This is a genomic window from Halonatronum saccharophilum DSM 13868 (assembly GCF_000517025.1).
Classification (GTDB): Bacteria; Bacillota; Halanaerobiia; order Halobacteroidales; family Halobacteroidaceae; genus Halonatronum; species Halonatronum saccharophilum.
In genome coordinates this window covers 125,323-143,730 of sequence record NZ_KI912091.1, presented here as the reverse complement: position 1 = coordinate 143,730, position 18,408 = coordinate 125,323, and the positions used below count along the sequence as shown (strand labels likewise).

At 34.1% G+C, this 18,408-nt stretch carries 20 protein-coding genes and 1 other annotated feature; all 20 genes read right to left on the bottom strand.

Annotation, left to right across the window (positions count from 1 at the left end; all coding sequences use genetic code 11):
- Positions 1-170: 170 nt before the first annotated feature.
- Positions 171-338 (bottom strand) — a binding site (T-box leader).
- A gap of 25 nt (positions 339-363) precedes the next feature.
- The gene (locus HALSAC_RS0100835) at positions 364-771 is read right to left on the bottom strand and encodes a DUF4342 domain-containing protein (protein WP_027338666.1); all 408 of its coding nucleotides are present in this window, start codon (positions 769-771) and stop codon (positions 364-366) included.
- Between the two features lie 88 nt (positions 772-859).
- Positions 860-1,606: a DNA repair protein RecO gene (gene recO, locus HALSAC_RS0100830; protein ID WP_027338665.1), complete on the bottom strand. Its 747-nt coding sequence runs from the start codon at positions 1,604-1,606 to the stop codon at positions 860-862.
- A 187-nt stretch (positions 1,607-1,793) separates the two neighbouring features.
- On the bottom strand, positions 1,794-2,474 hold the full coding sequence (gene deoC, locus HALSAC_RS0100825; protein WP_027338664.1) for a deoxyribose-phosphate aldolase: 681 nt from the start codon (positions 2,472-2,474) through the stop codon (positions 1,794-1,796).
- Between the two features lie 27 nt (positions 2,475-2,501).
- Positions 2,502-3,851, bottom strand: coding sequence for a magnesium transporter (gene mgtE, locus HALSAC_RS0100820; RefSeq protein ID WP_035571020.1), 1,350 nt, complete (start codon positions 3,849-3,851; stop codon positions 2,502-2,504).
- Positions 3,852-3,882: 31 nt separating this feature from the next.
- The gene (era, locus tag HALSAC_RS0100815; protein ID WP_027338662.1) at positions 3,883-4,791 is read right to left on the bottom strand and encodes a GTPase Era; all 909 of its coding nucleotides are present in this window, start codon (positions 4,789-4,791) and stop codon (positions 3,883-3,885) included.
- Between the two features lie 73 nt (positions 4,792-4,864).
- The gene (locus HALSAC_RS0100810) at positions 4,865-5,320 is read right to left on the bottom strand and encodes a GNAT family N-acetyltransferase (RefSeq protein ID WP_027338661.1); all 456 of its coding nucleotides are present in this window, start codon (positions 5,318-5,320) and stop codon (positions 4,865-4,867) included.
- Between the two features lie 12 nt (positions 5,321-5,332).
- Positions 5,333-5,920 (bottom strand): DUF502 domain-containing protein, encoded by a 588-nt coding sequence (locus tag HALSAC_RS0100805; RefSeq protein ID WP_027338660.1) that lies wholly within the window; start codon positions 5,918-5,920, stop codon positions 5,333-5,335.
- Complete coding sequence (locus tag HALSAC_RS0100800; protein ID WP_027338659.1) at positions 5,921-7,201, bottom strand: hemolysin family protein; 1,281 nt, start codon at positions 7,199-7,201, stop codon at positions 5,921-5,923.
- A 28-nt stretch (positions 7,202-7,229) separates the two neighbouring features.
- On the bottom strand, positions 7,230-7,946 hold the full coding sequence (locus tag HALSAC_RS0100795; RefSeq protein ID WP_027338658.1) for a diacylglycerol kinase: 717 nt from the start codon (positions 7,944-7,946) through the stop codon (positions 7,230-7,232).
- The gene (ybeY, locus tag HALSAC_RS0100790; protein ID WP_027338657.1) at positions 7,947-8,378 is read right to left on the bottom strand and encodes an rRNA maturation RNase YbeY; all 432 of its coding nucleotides are present in this window, start codon (positions 8,376-8,378) and stop codon (positions 7,947-7,949) included.
- Entirely contained in the window at positions 8,359-10,506 is a 2,148-nt protein-coding gene (locus tag HALSAC_RS0100785) for an HD family phosphohydrolase (RefSeq protein ID WP_027338656.1), read from the bottom strand. The genes ybeY and HALSAC_RS0100785 overlap by 20 nt, the downstream gene beginning before the upstream one ends.
- Positions 10,507-10,526: 20 nt before the next feature.
- A complete protein-coding gene (locus tag HALSAC_RS0100780; protein ID WP_051412025.1) occupies positions 10,527-11,477 on the bottom strand; it encodes a PhoH family protein in 951 nt (316 codons plus the stop codon).
- A gap of 6 nt (positions 11,478-11,483) precedes the next feature.
- The gene (gene yqfD, locus HALSAC_RS0100775; RefSeq protein ID WP_027338654.1) at positions 11,484-12,707 is read right to left on the bottom strand and encodes a sporulation protein YqfD; all 1,224 of its coding nucleotides are present in this window, start codon (positions 12,705-12,707) and stop codon (positions 11,484-11,486) included.
- A 10-nt stretch (positions 12,708-12,717) separates the two neighbouring features.
- A complete protein-coding gene (gene yqfC, locus HALSAC_RS0100770) occupies positions 12,718-12,987 on the bottom strand; it encodes a sporulation protein YqfC (RefSeq protein WP_035571101.1) in 270 nt (89 codons plus the stop codon).
- A 146-nt stretch (positions 12,988-13,133) separates the two neighbouring features.
- On the bottom strand, positions 13,134-13,577 hold the full coding sequence (locus HALSAC_RS0100765; RefSeq protein ID WP_027338652.1) for a GatB/YqeY domain-containing protein: 444 nt from the start codon (positions 13,575-13,577) through the stop codon (positions 13,134-13,136).
- A 59-nt stretch (positions 13,578-13,636) separates the two neighbouring features.
- The gene (locus HALSAC_RS0100760) at positions 13,637-13,981 is read right to left on the bottom strand and encodes a histidine triad nucleotide-binding protein (protein WP_027338651.1); all 345 of its coding nucleotides are present in this window, start codon (positions 13,979-13,981) and stop codon (positions 13,637-13,639) included.
- Positions 13,982-14,017: 36 nt separating this feature from the next.
- Entirely contained in the window at positions 14,018-15,316 is a 1,299-nt protein-coding gene (gene mtaB / locus HALSAC_RS0100755) for a tRNA (N(6)-L-threonylcarbamoyladenosine(37)-C(2))-methylthiotransferase MtaB (RefSeq protein ID WP_027338650.1), read from the bottom strand.
- A gap of 218 nt (positions 15,317-15,534) precedes the next feature.
- Positions 15,535-16,278 (bottom strand): 16S rRNA (uracil(1498)-N(3))-methyltransferase, encoded by a 744-nt coding sequence (locus HALSAC_RS0100750; protein ID WP_027338649.1) that lies wholly within the window; start codon positions 16,276-16,278, stop codon positions 15,535-15,537.
- A 1-nt stretch (position 16,279) separates the two neighbouring features.
- Positions 16,280-17,158, bottom strand: a complete 879-nt coding sequence (gene prmA, locus HALSAC_RS0100745) for a 50S ribosomal protein L11 methyltransferase (RefSeq protein ID WP_027338648.1) — start codon at positions 17,156-17,158, stop codon at positions 16,280-16,282.
- Between the two features lie 14 nt (positions 17,159-17,172).
- Positions 17,173-18,294 (bottom strand): molecular chaperone DnaJ, encoded by a 1,122-nt coding sequence (gene dnaJ / locus HALSAC_RS0100740; RefSeq protein WP_027338647.1) that lies wholly within the window; start codon positions 18,292-18,294, stop codon positions 17,173-17,175.
- Positions 18,295-18,408: the final 114 nt, after the last annotated feature.

Genomic DNA, 18,408 nt, shown 5'->3' with positions numbered 1-18,408 from the left:
AACTCTTCGTGCGATTTCAAGTTTAGAGGTGCCTCAGGGTTTTAAAAGGCAACAACCCCTCGTGGGCAGAGTTACTCTTTCTTTTTTAACTCGATACTGCTTTTGCTGCCCCTCTATCCCATATCCCTTAAAACTAAAAAACCCCCTCCCTAATAGTAATTTTACCTACTATCAGGGACGAGGTTACCCGCGGTTCCACCCTGTTTAATCCAATTAGGATTCTCTTTTAAATAATTTGCTCCCAAGCGCCCTTCATCGAACTATTATACTAGGCTTACACCAACCCTAGCTCGCTATAATAATAGATATCGATTACTTCTCTTGTTCATAGCAACTATAATATCTAAATTTGTTTTAAATATATCAGAAATCATCTTCAATGTCAATATCCTGAACCTTATCATTTGGCCTCTCTACCTCTATCTTACATTTAGTTAGCAAAGCAGTAGCAGCTCCTAAAGTAGCCAATACTGGAGATAACATAGTCCCGATTACCCCAGCAGTTACTGGTATATCTACTATTGTTCTCCCTTTTTGTTTTACCTTTATTCGTCTTATATTACCTTCTCTAATCAATTTTTTAATCTTATTTATGACCTCTTTTCCCATAACCTCAAACTCTTCTTTTGAATTTTTTAACTTTTCTTCTCGTTCCAAGATTATAATAGCTTCTACAACATCTTCTTTAGCTAATTGGAGAGCCTCCACAACCCTTTCATAGCCTACGCCTGTTCTTTGTCTTACAACATCTACTTTATCTAGATATTCCATATCGGTACCCCCTGTAGATTAAATTTGACTACTAATCTAAAATTTTAGATTAGATAAGTTGATTATAAAATAAAGAATTGAGCACAATTTATGTATCCATCCTATTTAAATCTTTAATAAAAGCTAAACTTTTTATTTTTTTACCTAAGAGAGATTCAATATAAGCTGGAATAATCTTTTCTAACTCTTCTTTAGCATATTGAGGAACCTTTAACCTTAAAAGACCTTTATAATCCAATCTAGATATTAATCTCATATACTTTAGACTCCCTATACTTATCCTCTTACCGATTTTATTTGTACAGGAACAGATAACCCCTCCTGATTGGTAATTAAATCGCAGACTCCCTTTCAACTCTCTTCCACACTCTATACACCCCTCTAAGTAAGGTTGATAACCTAATAACTTTAATAATTTTAGTTCAAAGATTCTTAATAAGATATCTAAATCATCAAGGTTATTTATCAGCCTAAGATTTAATAATAATAAAGTAAATAGCACCGAATTTTCTTCATATTCAATGGTGAAACCATCAATTATTTCGACTATATAAGACGCATAGCTCATCTTATATATATCACTTGTTAATTTGGAGAAGGATTCTTTGATATCACATTGGCTTAACTTTCCTAAATCAGACTTTCCTTTATAAACCAAGATATTATTATAAGTAAATGGTTGTAGGGCAGCTGATAAAGAACTTTTAGTCTTAGATACCCCCTTGGCTATTACTTTAATCTTACCCTTATCCTTGGTATAAAGAGAGATTATTTTATCTGCTTCCTTAAAGGGATAACTTCTAAGTACAATTGCATCTGTATCAAAAAGTGCCATAATTATCAGTCCTTTTTTTAATTCTATCCCTTTAACCTTTCTCTTTAGAAGCCTCATCTCCTTTTAATTTAATAGTAATACTATATTACTAAACACCTTTATATTTATAATACCAAATCTAGAAGATAATTATCCCTGAAATTTAATTTTTTGCAAAGAAAAAAAGAAGGAGCTAAGCTCCTTCTTTTTAATCATCTCCAATAACTATAGCTACACCCTCACTGGTTCCAATACGGTTGGCCCCTGCATCTAAGGTATCTAATGCATCTTCAAAGCTTTCAATACCTCCTGAAGCTTTCACTCCAATTGATCTTCCTACATTCTTTCTAATTAGACTTACACTCTCTAAATCCGCATTATTTGGGCCAAATCCTGTAGATGTTTCAATAAAGTCAGCCCCTACCTTCTTAGCAATCTGGCACACCTTATCTATCTCTTCTTCATCTAAATAACAGGTCTCTAATATTGCTTTAGTAATTATATCCTTAGTTACACCTGCAATCTTAGTTGCATCGACTACAGCCTTGATATCCTCCCTTACCACATCCCAAGAAGCAGATTTAACAGCACTAATATTTACTACCATATCTATCTCTTGAGCTCCATTTCTAATTGCATTTTTTGTTTCATAGGCCTTAGTTTCAGAGGTGTTGGCCCCTAAAGGAAATCCAATTACTGTAGATACCTTAACCGAACTCCTCTCTAATAATTTTGCTGCTAAAGGAACAAAACAAGGATTAACAGAAACAGAGGCGAATTCATATTCCTTTGCTTCATCACACTTCTTTTTAACATCCATAACCGTCGCCTGAGGAGACAAGATTGTATGATCGATCATCTTAGCCATATCTTTTGGTTTAATTGCCATAAGTATCACCTTTCTATTATCATTATATTAAGCCAATTGTTCAATTAATGCCTTAGCTAAACTAAAGTAAATTAATAATCCTGAAACATCAACCAAGGTTGTTATAAAAGGTCCTGCTGCTACTGCTGGATCAGCACCTAACGCATCTATAATAAATGGTAATGTTGTTCCTGAAAGAACAGCTACTATAAGAGTAGCAAACATTGCGGTACCAACAACCAACCCTAAAACTGGACTTCCTTGCCAAACTGTAGCAATAAGGCTAATCATAACTCCGCATACTATTGCCACTAATAAGCCCACCTTCATTTCATTCAACACATGTCCTCGAATCTCCTTCCTATCTAAATCGCCTGTAGCCAAACCACGAATAGCTACAGTTAATGATTGAGTACCTGCATTACCACCAGTATCCATTAGAACAGGTATAAAGAAGGCCAAAGCTACAACAGATTCCAATTCTTCTTCAAAACCACCAATAACTCCACCAGATAATAAACTGGCAAAGAGTAATATTATTAACCAAGGTAACCTCTTCATAGCACCATGAACTATCCCTTTTCCATGAATACCAACTTCTACTTCTGAGGTACCTGCCATCTTATACATATCTTCAGTTGCTTCCTCTTCAATAACATCAATAATATCATCTACTGTAATTACCCCTAACAACTGATTCTTTTCACTAACTACAGGAATAGCCAATAGATCATATTTTGAGATTATAGATGCTACATCCTCTTGATCCATCTTTAAATTAACCTTTATTACATTAGGTTGCATTAAGTCTTCAACCTTCTGATCTGGAGCAGCTGTAAGCAAATCTCTCATAGAAAGAACCCCTCGTAGCTCCTTGGTCTTACTAACAACATAAATATAATAGATCATCTCTACCTTAGGAGCTATATCTCTTAGCTTTTCAATAGTTTCAGCAGCTGTCTTCTCGGCTTTAATAGCTATATACTCAGTGGTCATTATTCCACCGGCACTATCTTCTTTATAACCTAGAAGATTTTGAATCTTAGCTGCATCATCTTTCTTCATTAGGTTTAATAATTCTTTACTCTTTCCTATCGATAGAGTCCCTAAAAGATCAGCAATATCATCAGAATACATAGTATCTAATATAACCTTCAATTTATCAGCATCTAACAACTTTAAAAGATTATGCTTTGTATCAAAGTCTAATTCTGCCAAAGAAAAGGCTAACTTCTCTAACGGTATAATAGGAATTAAAACTTGAATATCCTCAGTAGATAGCTCATCAATCAACTCGGCAATATCTGCTGGATACAAATCCTCTACTAATTCAACTACCCTTTTTTCATCTTTAGTCTCTAAAGCTTCTTTAATTTCTATTAATACTCTTTCTTCCACTACTTCCACCTCCAGCTTCCCTAACTCTAATCTAACCTCTGTACCCTAACATCTTTAAAGCATCTTGTTTATCTCTCCAATCATCCTTAACCTTAACCCATAGATCCAAAAATATCTGTGTTCCTAATAAATCTTCTATATCTTTCCTAGCCGTTTGCCCAATCTTTTTAAGCATTTTACCGCCTTTACCGATTAATATACCCTTTTGTGATTTTCGCTCCACATATATATTAGCTCTAATTTCAACTAAGTCCTTATCTTCTCGCTCTTTAAAACTCATAATCTCTACAGCAACAGAATGAGGAACCTCTTCATGAGTAAATGATAATATCTTCTCTCTAACTATCTCGGCAACGATAAACTGTTCGATCTGATCTGTAACCATATCATCAGGATAATACTTTGGCCCTTTAGGCATATATTCTACCATAGTATCCTTTAAATCATCCAAATTAATCTCTTCTTTAGCAGAGATACTGACTGTATCTTCAAAAGAACCTAAACGTTCATACTCTTGTATCCGCTTTAACAAATCACGCTTAGAGATCTGATCAACCTTATTAATAACTAATAATACAGGAGTCTTCAAAGCATTTAACTGATTAGCTATCTGTTTATCAGAATTATTAGGTTTATATTGGGCGTTTACAACAAATAAAGCTAAATCTATCTCCTTTAATGAAGTATAAGCAACATCATTTAAATACTTACCCATCTTATCCTTTGGTCTATGAATACCTGGTGTATCTATAAATATCATCTGAGCCTGGTCTAAAGTTAATATACACTGTATCTTATTTCTAGTTGTTTGAGCTTTACGCGAGGTAATAACCACTTTCTCACCAACCAATTTATTGATCAGTGTAGATTTCCCTACATTCGGTTGCCCAACTACTGTTATAAATCCTGATTTGAATTCATCTCCTACACTTAAATCCATATATATTCCCCCTATAATTAGTTGCAAATAATTTTTATATCTATTCCTTGGTTACCTTAAATATTATAATCTTCTATATCTTTTTCTCCATAATTAAACGGTCTTCTCTCTTACCATACTCGTCCTTTCTATATTCAACCTCTTTAAAAGAAAACTTTTTTTCATAGAGATGGATTGCCCCCTTATTATCAGGAGAAACCGTTAACTCTATCTTCTTTATCCCCAGTTTTTTTAAATCATCTAGTGTATAATCTAATAAACAAGTGGATAACCCTTGGCCCCTAAACCCACTTCTTATAGCTAACCCATATAAATAGGCCTTATCAGGCTCCTCCATATCTCTCATATATTCTGCTATACCTATAGGATACCCTCTTGAAAGAATAGTATAAACTCTTCCATGATAAATCATTGGAACAAGTCCCCAATTATTTAAACCACCATCTCCAAAGGCTTCTTTCTCAATTTGGACTAATTTTTCAACAAGTTCTAAATCATTTTCAAGAACTCTTTTTATCTCAATATTCAAACCATCACCCCACTACCTTTCAGGCACCAAAGTCCCACCTGACACTATTAATTTTAAACCTTCTTCTACAGTCATATCCAAATAAATAACTTCTTCTTTAGAAATCAAGACCAGCATCCCAGAAGTTGGGTTAGGTGTTGTTGGAACAAAGACATTAAGTATATCATTGTCGGTCTTATCTTGCACTTCTCCCATACCTTCACAAGTCAAAAAACCAACTTGATAAAGCCCCTTTCTTGGATATTCAATTAAAACAACACTACGAAATGATGTTTTTTCTTGTGAAAAGAAAGCATTTATTATCTGTCTTATAGTAAAATAGATATTACGAACTAAGGGAATCCTAGTAAGTAACCCCTCACCAAAGTTAATTAACTTTTTCCCCAATACATTCTTAGCTATTACACCTACACCTAAAATTATTATAAAGGTCAAAATGGAGCCTAATCCATATACTTCCCTACCAAAAATAACTTCTAAAAGAGGAGAGAAGGTACCATCAATCACTACAAATAATGTTATAATAACATATGAAGTTACTATTAGAGGCAGTAGAACTATTAAACCTGTAAGAAAATAGTTTCTAAATTGCTTCAACATCTAATCTTCACCCTGCCCTTTCTTCTCTTGCTTCATCTTCTTAATCCTCACTTTAGATATTCTTCTTTGAATAACCTTTTCAACACTTATTTCTAAATTTTCAAAGTTTAGCTTCTCTCCAGTTTTAGGAACATAACCTAGCATACTTAAAATGAATCCACTAATCGTCTCATAATCTTCCTCTGGAAGATCAATCTCTAAAATATCATTGATCTCATCAATATCAACACGCCCATCAACTTGAATCTCTTCAGTGCTAATAACTTTAATCATATTCTCTTCCTCATCATATTCATCCTGAATATCCCCTACAATCTCCTCTAAAAGATCTTCAATTGTTACTAAACCTGCAGTGCCCCCATATTCATCTAAGATAATAGCCATATGAATCTTCTCTTTTCTAAGCTCAGTTAAAAGATTATCAACCTTCTTACTTTCAGGAATATAATATGCTGGTCTCATTATTTTTTGAATATCACTTTCGAAATTGTCATTTTTTAACATTAATAATAAATCTTTAGCATAAACTACCCCTACTATATTATCTACTGTTTCATTATAAACAGGTATCCTAGAAAAACCTAAATCAATAACTGTATCTATTAATTTCTCTAGCGGATCATTTATCTCTACACAAACCATATGTATTCTTGGAACCATAATCTCTTTAACATTAGTATCATCAAATTCAAAGATACTATTAATCATCTGTTTTTCATCAGTTTCAATAACACCCTCTCTTTCACCAACAGCTAAAAACCTTCTAATCTCCTCTTCACTAACAAAAGGCTTTCTTCTTTGCTTATTATCATGCTTATCTTTCATAAATAAGTTGGTTAAAATTGCCAAAAGCTTAATTATAGGGGCCAACAGATAGTAAATAACTTCAATATATTTTGCTATCTTCATAGAGATCTTAGTAGCCTCCTTTTTAGCAAAAGATTTAGGTGTAATCTCTCCAAATACCAAAACAAAAAAGGTCACAATACCAATTGCAATACCAACCCCTTTAGCTCCAAAGACCTCTGTGGCTAAAGCAGTAGCAATCGAAGATGCAGCAATGTTGACCAAATTATTACCTACTAAAATTGTTATTAACAGCCTATCTGGGGTGCTTAATAGTCTATCCACAACAGCAGCTTTCTTATTCCCCTCTTGCTTCAAATGGCGGATTTCAACCTTATCAACCGACATTAAAGCTGTTTCAGCTCCTGAAAAAAAGCCAGAGAGAACCAATAATACTAATAGTATTAATAATTCAATTATAAAAATAACTTCCATACCTCCATGCCCTCCTGTCAAATTCTACTTACAAATGAATAAACCCAAAGGTAAGAATACCTATCAATAGACCAATTAAAGCACCACAGATAACCTCCCAAGGAGTATGAATATTACCTTCAATCCTACTTTGGGCAACAAGCAAAGCCATAAATAAAACCAAGGTAGCAATCAAAGCATCATTGGCCAGATTAGAGATTATAATCATCATACCAAAAGCAATTGCACTATGTCCACTAGGCATACCGCCTTGCAAAGGGGTTCCCTTATCAGTTTTGGCTTTTATAAATACAACAACCAAAACAATCAAAGCTAAAGTTATAAAAGTTAAATGAATAGGTACTCTCTGAATCCTATGGAGAAGATCTAGGGTTAGAGGCTTTAAATCTTTAAAAAAGATTATATAACCTACAACAAAAGCATTTAAAGATGTAATCAAGACTGCCCCTGCTGCTATATCCTTAACAACTTTTATACTCTGATTATATTCTCTTGTAATTAAATCTCCAAGCTCTTCTAGGGCTGTATTTATCATTTCAGCAAATATAACTAAGGTTATAGTTATAAATAACACCAATAACTCAACCTTAGTTAAGTCAACAAAAACTCCAAAAAACAGAACTAAAATCGCAATTATGAAATGAAAGCGCATATTCATTTCAGAGCTAAGAACTCTTATAATACCATTAACTGCATAATTAAAACTTCTTATTAACCTATTTATTATACCATTTAAAAATCCCATTTAAGCTCTAGTCAAATTAAGTTCGACTAGAATCTCTTCCTCCTTCTTACGCATAATTTTCCTCTCATCTTCTTCATAATGATCATAACCAAGAAGATGAAGCATACCATGAACAGTCAAAAAACCAATCTCTCTAAAAAAAGAATGATTATACTCTTCTGCTTGGCGTTGAGCGGTCTCTAAGGAGATTATTATATCTCCTAATAAAAAGTTGTCATCTTGGGGAAAAGATAAAACATCAGTTGCTCTATCCTTTCCTCGATACCTATGATTTAACCCCTGTATATAAGCATCATCAACCAAAGCAATACTTACTTCTTTCTCACCTACTTCTTCCATATCCAAGACCTTGGCTACAATATCTTCGATTGTCTTTATCAATACTTCATCAACCTCTAAATTATCTTGTAGATTATTTACCAGTACTGTCATTCAGTTTACTCCCTTCCTTGAATTGTTGAGCAATATTTTCGGGATATTCAATTCTGTTGTGAAAGATTCCTTTTAATATATTAACAAAGGCATTTCCTATCTTATTTAGATCTTTTAAGGTTAAATCAGATTCATCTAACTCTCCACTGTCAAGTTTACTCTTAATTAGATCTTTTACAAACTTCTCTAACTTACCAGGATTTCTTTGTGCCGATGCATTAGATCTAACAGCTGCTTCAACCATATCAGCTAACATAATCAAAGCTGCTTCTTTAGTCTGAGGCTTTGGCCCGTCATACCTAAAATCATCTTCCTCTACATTTTTATATTGTTCATCATGGAGAGCTTCTTGATAGAAGAAAGATACCAAACTGGTACCATGATGTTGAATAATAATATCTACAATTACTTGAGGAAGCTTATACTCTTTAGCAAGCTCAACTCCATCTTTAATATGAGATGTAATAATTAAAGTACTTAAATTCGGTGATAACTTATCATGAGGATTCTCATATCCAATCTGATTTTCAGTAAAGAAATAAGATCGTTTAATCTTTCCGACATCATGATAATAGGCTGCTACTCTTGCTAACAAAGAGTCAGCTCCAACTTGATCAGCAGCTGTTTCTGCTAAATTTCCGACTATAATACTATGGTGATAGGTTCCTGGAGCTTCAACCAACAATCTCTTAAGTAGAGGATGGTTTGGATTAGATAATTCCAATAGCTTTACAGGAGATGTTATCCCAAATAAGTTCTCCACATAAGGTAATAGACCATTAGTTACTACAGCTACTATTATTCCATTAACTATACCCATAGGTACTACCCTTACAAATTCTATAATTTGTAAATATGGTTCTGTTAACATAAAAATAAATATTGTTAAAGATGAAACACCACCAACAATAAATCCAGCCTTAACCAAATCTGATCTCTGAGTTAATTTAGAGACACTATAAATTCCCGTCAAACCACTTACAATTAGAACAGCTATACTAATAACACCATCTCCTGTTGCTAAAGCTACTAGGAAAGATAGAAATATTGTATAGACAACTGCTAAGTTAGTATTTATCAAAATTGTAATAATGATTGATACCGCAGCTACTGGGACGATAAAAGAATTATAAGTTATAGGAATATAGTTAGCGATTTTAGCCAATAAAAGAATCACAATCGGTAATAACCCCAGCAAAGCTAAAATCCCCTCTTCATCTAATATGTCTTTCTGGTATCGGTAAATATAGACTGTTGTTAATAAGATGAACATTAAAACGATTAAAACATGCCCTAATATATTAAAATAATTTACCGTTGGATGTCTCAACCCAAGAGCTTCTAAAATTCTAACATCCTCCTCAGTTATAACTCGACCATGCCTAATTACTACTTCGTCTTTATGAATGGTCCTCTTTACAGATTCAACCTCTTGTCGAGCTAACTCCTTACGCCTCTCTGTTTCTTCAAAATTAAATATTAGATTTGGTTCAATAAACTCTTTACTTAAACTGCTGACCATATCTCTATAGCGATGACCTTTATTTAAATTGATAACCTCTTGCTCAAATTGTTCCTTAACCTCATCTATAGCATCACTTCTTACCCCTCGATTTAAGTACTTTATTAAAATAATTTGAGTATCATCGAGCAATTCATCTCTCTTGCTAGAAGAAAGATTGAGAAGGTATTCTATCTGTTCATTATCAATGTCAACCTCATATCCTCTAGCTAACTCCTCTAGCTTAGCAACCTCCTCACTAAATAAGTTCTCTGCTTCAACTACCCCTTCAATGCCATCAAAAAAATCTCTCAAAGAGACTTTTACCTCTTCTAACACCCCACGGTCTTCCTCATAGACCTTAGATACTTGATCTTCAGCCTCAGCCTTTAACTCTTCTGTTCTCTTTTGATCTGTATAGGTAACAGTTCGTGGGGCTACAATGTCTGTTTTACTAACTTGTCCTACAGTCAAATCAACTTGATTAGGAAGAAAATCAAGGGTAATTATCCCTGCTAAAATAATAAAAACTGTTATTACCCAAAGATATCTTTGGGATTTCTTTATCTTATAAAATTCTAAATCATTAAAATTAAATTTGTCTAATAAACTTTTAAAAAAAGGCATCCTTTTCACTCCTAAAATTATCAGTTGATTGCTTCATAAGCCTTTATGATCTCTCTAACCAATCTATGTCTTACAACATCACGATTGCTTAGATAAACAAAACTAATTCCTTCTATCCCCTTTAATATCTCTTGGGCTTGGGCCAACCCCGACCTTCCTCTATTAGGAAGGTCAGTCTGAGTAATATCCCCGTTAATAACTGCTGTAGAATTAGGCCCTATACGGGTTAGAAACATCTTCATCTGCTCTCTAGTAGTATTTTGAGCCTCATCTAGGATAACTGCTGAATTTTTTAAAGTCCTCCCCCTCATATAAGCCAAAGGAGCAATCTCAATAATCTTTCTCTCTAACAATTGATCCACCTTCTCTGTTCCCAAAACATCATATAAAGCATCATATAAAGGCCTAAGATATGGGTCTACCTTCTCTTGTAAGTCCCCTGGCAAAAAACCTAACTTTTCTCCTGCTTCTATTGCAGGTCTAGTCAAGATTATCCTCTTAACCTTATTAGACATCAAATAATTAACTGCCATTACTACAGCCAAGTATGTTTTTCCTGTCCCAGCAGGTCCAATGCCAAAAACAATATCATTCTCTCTTAAGGCATCTATATAGACCTTTTGGCCCAAAGTCTTTGGGGTGATCTTCTTTCCTAAATTAGTAACCTGTATAACATCATTATATATATCCTTTAAAGAAATATTCTCTGCTTTAGCCATCTCTATTGCATACTCAACCTCTTTAGTAGTTAAAGTATCTTGACCTGAAGATATAGAATCCAACTCTTTAAAGAGCTCAATCACCTTAGAAACCTCTTGCTTATCACCTATTGCTTTAACATTATTGCCTCTAGCAATAATGTTTACTGAAAAAGACTCTTCTATAACCTTTAAATTTTCATCATTTTTTCCGAATATAATTCTAGCTATGTTATTATTTCTTAACTTTATCTCATCTTTAATCTTATCCAAAATTAATTATTCCCTCCTAATACTTATATCTTCTTCTACTTCTAAAAGAGCTTTTACTCTAATTAAACCTTCATCTTTATTTTCTATTAATTCTAATTTGCTATTCAATATTATAGCCTCTTTTGATAATCCTTGCAAGATACTTTCTACAGCTTCTTCTTTTGCTATAGTCTTAGCAATATCTAAATCTCTTTCTTCTTCTAGAGTTTTAACCTGAATGTATCTTCTTCTAATTACTTCTAGAGGTAAAGTAATATTCCTTCCTTCCCCAAAAGTTTTTACCTGCTTTTTAACCTTAAAATCGCCATAAGGAACCTCTTTTGGCCCTTTTAGATGAAACTCTTTGTCTCTAAATTTAATACTGATACTACTCTTATAATTTCCTGTTAACTGTCTATATTCCTCTCTAAGTTTAGCCTCTCCATAACCTTTGTACCATAACCTAGCTCTAGCTATACCTTCAGCTTTAACTTCTTTAGTAACTAGACCACTATAATCATCTACTTCCTCTTTATTTACTTCCTCTACCTCTTCTTTATCACTCTTAAGAGTTACTTCTCTACTAATCAATACATCCCCTTCATTTACAGTCATCCCTTCACTTACCATCGGGGTCCCTTTTAATACTATTAACTCAGATATTATTCCTGCCTTATTAGCTACAATATCACTTGGCCCACTCTCTATTTCTATTATCTCCTTCTCGGCAACCTTAACTATCAATTTAGTCCCTTTATAACTTAGATCTACCCAAGCTAATTGAGGGATGTTATGTATGATTGCTTTTTCTAACTCTTCTATTGGAATGCTTGACTTTAATACCATCGGTCTGATTTCAGCTTTATTTAATAATTCAATTATCTCTTCTTTTGAAACATCTTCATTACCCTTAACTTCAATGAAAAAAATAAAAGATGATAAGATGTGAAGAAAGACGATCATTAGGATTATTCCAACGAGAAGAAACCTTCTACCGATCAACTTTTTTCTAAAAAAAGGTACTCCCTTCCTCTCTTTTATTCTAACCTTTACTCCAGTACTTTTTGCATAAACTTTTATTCTTTTAAAATCCTTTAATTTAATATTCACATAGAAAGTATCTGATATACGAAAAACATTCCATAGTTTAATCCCATCTCTCATTACTAAATTAATAAATTTCTCTAAGTTATCTCCTTCCACCTTTAAACGAAGGTATCCTTCAAATGAATTATATATCTTTTTTAACATCTTGTCCCCCTTAAAAGAAATTAAAGCCTACTTCTATTACCTCACCCTTAATAGAAATCACTTCCTCTTCCATACTCTCAATGATCAATCCTTCACCTTCAATTATAACTTGACCACTATAAACCCTTATCTTAACAAGTTCAGGGGTATATTTTATAATTCCACGATGGTTTTCAACTATAAGATTTAAGTTACCCACCATTGATATCTTTGGCAAATTCAAAACTACATCTTCAGGAAGATCAAAAAATTGAGAGACTTTTCCTTTAAACCCTTCCATTTTGCCCAATTTAATTCCCCCTTAATTTATCATATATATATGTATCATCTCTTTTATTAATACCTTGGCAAAATAGAAAGTGACACTTTATTACTACAAAACTTAATAACACAAAATAAAAAACAGCCCTTCCGGGCTGTTTTTGGTTATTGCAATCTCTCTTTTACCAATTTATTTATTACATTACCATCTGCTTTTCCTTTTACCTTAGGCATAATACTCCCCATTACTTGGCCCATATCACCCATAGATTCAGCACCAACTTGCTCAATAGTCTCTTCTACAATTGCAATCAACTCTTCCTCACTTAATTGTTCGGGAAGATATTCACTCAATACCTCAATCTCTCTATGTAAATCTTCAACCTTTTCTTCTTGACCAGCTTTCTCATATTCTACAATAGAATCCCTACTCTGTTTAACCAACTTAGCAATTACTTCAATTACCTCTTGGTCAGTTAAATCTTTGCGTTCATTTATCTCTTTATCTTTAATAGCTGCTCTTGCCATTCTAATTACAGATAACTTTTCTTTTTCCTTTGCCTTCATAGCAGTCTTCATATCTTCTAATAATCTTTCTTGTAATGACATTCTAATTCCCCCTAGTTAAATTTAGTTATATCCATCATCTAATCGAATCAATATTTACTTTATCCTGGAGGCCATTGTAGGTTTCTCCCTCCTAAAAGATGATAGTGAATATGATAAACAGTCTGCCCACCTGCTTTATTACAATTAGAAACTACTCTAAATCCATCCTTAGCAATACCTTCATCTTTAGCAATCTTATTGGCCACTTGATAGATATGACCTACTAAGTTATTATCCTCCTCTTGAAGATCAACTAAAGTTGGTATATGTTTTTTAGGTATTATTAAGTAATGAATTGGAGCTTGAGGCTCAATATCTTTAAAAGCAACTACTCTATCATCTTCATAGACAATATCACTTTCTATCTCTTTAGCAACTATCTTGCAGAAGATACAATCTTCCATCGCTAGCCCCTCCTTTTCTTTTTCCATATTACTAACCTATTCTAACTCCCCAATTAAATCTCCTTCTTTTTCCAGCAATTTCACTTTAACTAATTCCCCTTTTAATTCATCTTCCCCATCTACAAATACCCTTAAATAATTATCGGTTAGTCCTGTTAATAGATTAGATTTCCTATCTCTTTCTAACTCCAAAAGAACCTCTACCTCTTTACCAATAAAGCTTTCCTTATAATCCTTGGCAAGAGAATCAACTAAACTCCTTAATCTCCTACTTCTATCCTTTTTAACCTCAGAATGAACTTGATTAGAATAAGAAGCTGCTGGTGTCCCTTTTCTCTTGGAGTATTTAAATATATGTCCATCACTAAATTTTAACTCTTCAAGAACCTTGTATGTATCTTCAAAATCCTTATCACTTTCACCAGGAAACCCCACAATAACATCTGTAGTTATTGCAATATCAGGAACCTTATCTCTAATCTTATAGACCATATCCTTGAACTCTTTTATGTTATAGGGCCGATTCATAGCTTTTAATATCTTATCAGAACCACTCTGTAATGGCAAATGGAGATGGCGACATAATTTATCAGATTGGGAAATTAAATCTATTAAATCATCATTAACTTCTGTTCCCTCAATAGAGCTTAGTCTAATCCTCTCTATTCCCTCTATAGGTAATATCACCTTAAGAAGCTTAGCTAAATCCAAATCTTTTTTATCTGCACCATACTGACCTAAGTGTATACCTGTTAAGACTATCTCCTTAAAACCACCTTGGGCCAACCTAGCAACTTCTGCTCTTACATCTTCTACTCCCCTACTTCTTAAGTTTCCTCTTGCATAGGGAATTATACAGTAAGAACAAAATTGCTCACATCCCTCTTGTATCTTAACTGTAGCTCTAGTTCTATCCTTAGACTCTTCAATAGATACCTCTTCAAAGATATCTTCTTCCCCCATCTCTTGGACAAAGTTGAGTTGATCTTTTGCTGACATAGCCTGTTGAGCATATTCAACAATCTTTTTTCTTCCTTTAGTACCTAAAGCAAAATCTACCTCTTCCATATCCAAGACTTCTTGGGCATCTACTTGAGGATAGCATCCAACTACACCAACTAAGGCTTCTGGATTACGCCTTTTGGCCCTTCTAGTTATCTTTCGTGATTTACTTGCTCCTTGACCTGTTACTGTACAAGTATTAATTATATATATATCTGATTCTTCTTCAAAATCTAAAATCTTATAACCTGCCTCTTCAAATTCCTTCATCATTGCTTCTGTATCATATTGATTTACCTTACATCCTAGTGTATAAAAAGCAACCCGTTTCACAACTTCACCTCCGTGTGTCTATAGTCTGTGGCAAAGCCACAGACTATCCTCTATCCCTCAGGGTTTTAAAAGACAAAAACCCTTCGTGGGCAGAGCTACCATTTCTTTTTTTAACTCGATGCTGCTCTACGAGTTTTTAACAACCTAAAAACTCTTCGTGGGCGGAGTTACTCTTTCTTTTTTTAACTTTATACTTCTTGCGTCGCCCTTTTGCTGCCCTACCCTAACTCTCCTAATTCATATAATACCATAGATAAGGTTGCAAGACCAGCAGTCTCGGTTCTTAATATTCTTGGCCCTAAAGTTACTGACCTTCCTCCTATCTCTTTAAAGGCTTCTACCTCTTTAGAAGAAAGCCCTCCTTCTGGGCCAACAACTATCATAATCTTTTTAACTTCTTTATTCTCTACTAAGGTTTCCTTTAGCCCCTTGACCTCTTCATCTTCCCAAGGAACTAAGACTAGATCATAGTCTTTGGCCCTTTCTAGAATTTGATCTATATCGGCTATTTTATGAATTTTAGGTATTCGAGCTCTCCCCGACTGTTTGGCTGCTTCCTTACAAATCTTCTGCCATCTTTTTTGTCGTTTAAGAACTTTCTTCTTATTCAACCTAACTATAGTCCTCTCACTATCAAAAGGGATAATATCTTTTATCCCTAATTCAGTACATTTTTGTGCTATTATATCCATCTTCTTGCTCTTTGGTAAGCCCTGAATAAGGGCTACTTTAACCTCAGGTTCAATACGACGGTCAAATTCTTTTATAATATCCCCTCTTACCTCTTTTTCATCTAAAAAGGTCAATTCAACTAAATACTTATTTCCTTCCCCATCAGCTACTGTAATTTGGTCTCCCTCTTTTAAGCGTAAAGAGAGGGTGATGTGGCTTACATCATCACCCTCTATTAATACCCTAACACCTTCATCTATATTTTGAGGTTTGACAAAAAAATGATTCATCCTATCCTCTCCTAATTCCAACTAATGTTATCCATTCACCTTCTTGACATCTTTCTAACAACTCTAAATTATACTTTTCTAACTCTACTTCAATCTCCTCTACCTTCTCTTCGATAATACCAGACAGAAGGAAGTGTCCCCCTTCTTTTATCACTTTAGGTAGGTCAGGAATTAAATTTAGGATAATATGAGGCAAAATATTAGCAACACAAAAATCATACTTTTTATTAACTACCTCAATTAGATTACCGATCTTAAACTCTATTCTATCCTCTACCCTATTTAACCTCCCATTCTCCCTTGCAACTTTAACTGCTACAGGATCAATATCAAGGGCCAAAATATCACCAACCCCTAATTTGGCTGCTGCAATAGATAGTATACCTGTGCCTGTTCCTATATCTAAAAAGTTAACTCCTGGCTTTAGATACTTCTCTATCATCCTCAAACAGACACTAGTAGTCCCATGATCACCAGTTCCAAAGGCACGTCCAGGATCAAGTTCGATTATAATATCATCCTTGCTACATTTATAATCTTCCCAAGTTGGCTTAATTATAATCTTCTCACTTATCTTAATAGGCTTAAAATTATCTTTCCATTTGTTGGCCCAATCCTCTTCTTGCAAACTATCTACAGATATCTCTACATCACTAAGTTCAAAACCATACTCCTCTAAGCTAAATATCCTATCCTTAATCTCATCTAATTTCACCTTACTAAAATCCTCTTCATCAAAATAGGCCTTTAGTCTAACCTCTTTAGGTTTTTCCTTAAATTCTTCTTTGGTTATACCTAAAGCACCAAGCTCTTCTAGAATATTTTCAATTGCAGAAAAAGATTGATGGTCAGTAAGGACTATTACTTCCTTTAAGTCCAAGTAATTTCCCTCCTTTACATACCAAAGACATCTTTAATCTTCTGAAGAAACCCTTTATGCTCTGGATTAATCTCTTCACCACTAATATCAGCAAAATTCTTTAGTATATTCTTTTGCTTCTGGTTTAACTTCTTTGGAATAACCACCTTAACTTTAATATGTTGATCTCCTCTACCACTTCTATTTAGATAAGGAATCCCTTTACCTTTTAATCTAAAGGATGTGCCTGGTTGAGTTCCTTCAGGAATTGTAAATTTAACCTTACCATCTAAAGTGGGTACTTGAATCTCATCCCCCAAAGTAGCTTGAATAAAACTAATAGGGACTTCACAAAGAATATCATTTCTTCTTCTTTCAAAAATCTTGTGGGACCTTACATTCAATACAATATATAAATCTCCTGCTGGCCCACCATTCTTTCCACCTTCTCCTTCTCCACTTACCCTTAATCTTGACCCACTATCTACACCTGCCGGTATATTAACAGATACCTTTCTCCTCTTTCTTACTTCCCCTTTTCCATTACATTCTGAACATGGATTCTTTACAAATTTACCATTTCCATTACATCTATCACAGGTCCTGCTTTGTACAACCTGACCAAAGGGCGTATTCTGTCTAAAGTTTACTTCTCCTGTACCATTACATTTAGCACATGACTCTACATCTGAATCGGATTTTGCTCCACTACCACCACATTCACTACAGCTTTCGGTTCTAGGTATAGTAATCTCCTTTTCTGCACCAAAGGCTGCTTCTTCAAAGTCGATGGTCATATTATACCTTAAGTCAGCACCCTTTCGCGGTCCATTCTTTTGACGCCTTCCTCCTCCGCCAAAGAACATATCAAAGATATCATCAAAACCACCAAAACCTCCTCCATTAAAGCCGCCTCCACCAAAGCCAGCATCATCACCAACACCTGCATGACCAAATTGATCATACCTTGCTCTCTTCTGTTCATCACTTAGTACTTCATAAGCCTCTGCAATCTCTTTAAACTTCTCTTCTGCATTCTCTTCTTTGCTTACATCAGGATGATACTTTCTTGATAGTTTTCTATAAGCCCGCTTAATCTCCTTATTGTTTGCTCCTTTACTAACCCCTAATATATCATAATAGTCCCTTTTCGCCATTGACTCATCACTGCCTTTCTTAAAGATTAAATTATCGACATTAAAAACAGAGTCAAAACCACCTAAGTGATTTTGACTCTACTAAATTCCTTTAACATTTTAACAGAATTTACT

What these genes read in the sequence shown, in the direction of transcription:
- dnaJ (WP_027338647.1), bottom strand. Translation starts at nt 18,294, where the DNA reads ATGGCGAAAAGGGACTATTATGATATATTAGGGGTTAGTAAAGGAGCA.
- era (WP_027338662.1), bottom strand. Translation starts at nt 4,791, where the DNA reads ATGGATTTAAGTGTAGGAGATGAATTCAAATCAGGATTTATAACAGTA.
- deoC (WP_027338664.1), bottom strand. Translation starts at nt 2,474, where the DNA reads ATGGCAATTAAACCAAAAGATATGGCTAAGATGATCGATCATACAATC.
- recO (WP_027338665.1), bottom strand. Translation starts at nt 1,606, where the DNA reads ATGGCACTTTTTGATACAGATGCAATTGTACTTAGAAGTTATCCCTTT.
- HALSAC_RS0100750 (WP_027338649.1), bottom strand. Translation starts at nt 16,278, where the DNA reads ATGAATCATTTTTTTGTCAAACCTCAAAATATAGATGAAGGTGTTAGG.
- HALSAC_RS0100765 (WP_027338652.1), bottom strand. Translation starts at nt 13,577, where the DNA reads ATGTCATTACAAGAAAGATTATTAGAAGATATGAAGACTGCTATGAAG.
- ybeY (WP_027338657.1), bottom strand. Translation starts at nt 8,378, where the DNA reads ATGACAGTACTGGTAAATAATCTACAAGATAATTTAGAGGTTGATGAA.
- HALSAC_RS0100760 (WP_027338651.1), bottom strand. Translation starts at nt 13,981, where the DNA reads ATGGAAGATTGTATCTTCTGCAAGATAGTTGCTAAAGAGATAGAAAGT.
- HALSAC_RS0100800 (WP_027338659.1), bottom strand. Translation starts at nt 7,201, where the DNA reads ATGGAAGTTATTTTTATAATTGAATTATTAATACTATTAGTATTATTG.
- HALSAC_RS0100785 (WP_027338656.1), bottom strand. Translation starts at nt 10,506, where the DNA reads ATGCCTTTTTTTAAAAGTTTATTAGACAAATTTAATTTTAATGATTTA.
- HALSAC_RS0100795 (WP_027338658.1), bottom strand. Translation starts at nt 7,946, where the DNA reads ATGGGATTTTTAAATGGTATAATAAATAGGTTAATAAGAAGTTTTAAT.
- HALSAC_RS0100805 (WP_027338660.1), bottom strand. Translation starts at nt 5,920, where the DNA reads ATGTTGAAGCAATTTAGAAACTATTTTCTTACAGGTTTAATAGTTCTA.
- HALSAC_RS0100835 (WP_027338666.1), bottom strand. Translation starts at nt 771, where the DNA reads ATGGAATATCTAGATAAAGTAGATGTTGTAAGACAAAGAACAGGCGTA.
- yqfC (WP_035571101.1), bottom strand. Translation starts at nt 12,987, where the DNA reads ATGGAAGGGTTTAAAGGAAAAGTCTCTCAATTTTTTGATCTTCCTGAA.
- yqfD (WP_027338654.1), bottom strand. Translation starts at nt 12,707, where the DNA reads ATGTTAAAAAAGATATATAATTCATTTGAAGGATACCTTCGTTTAAAG.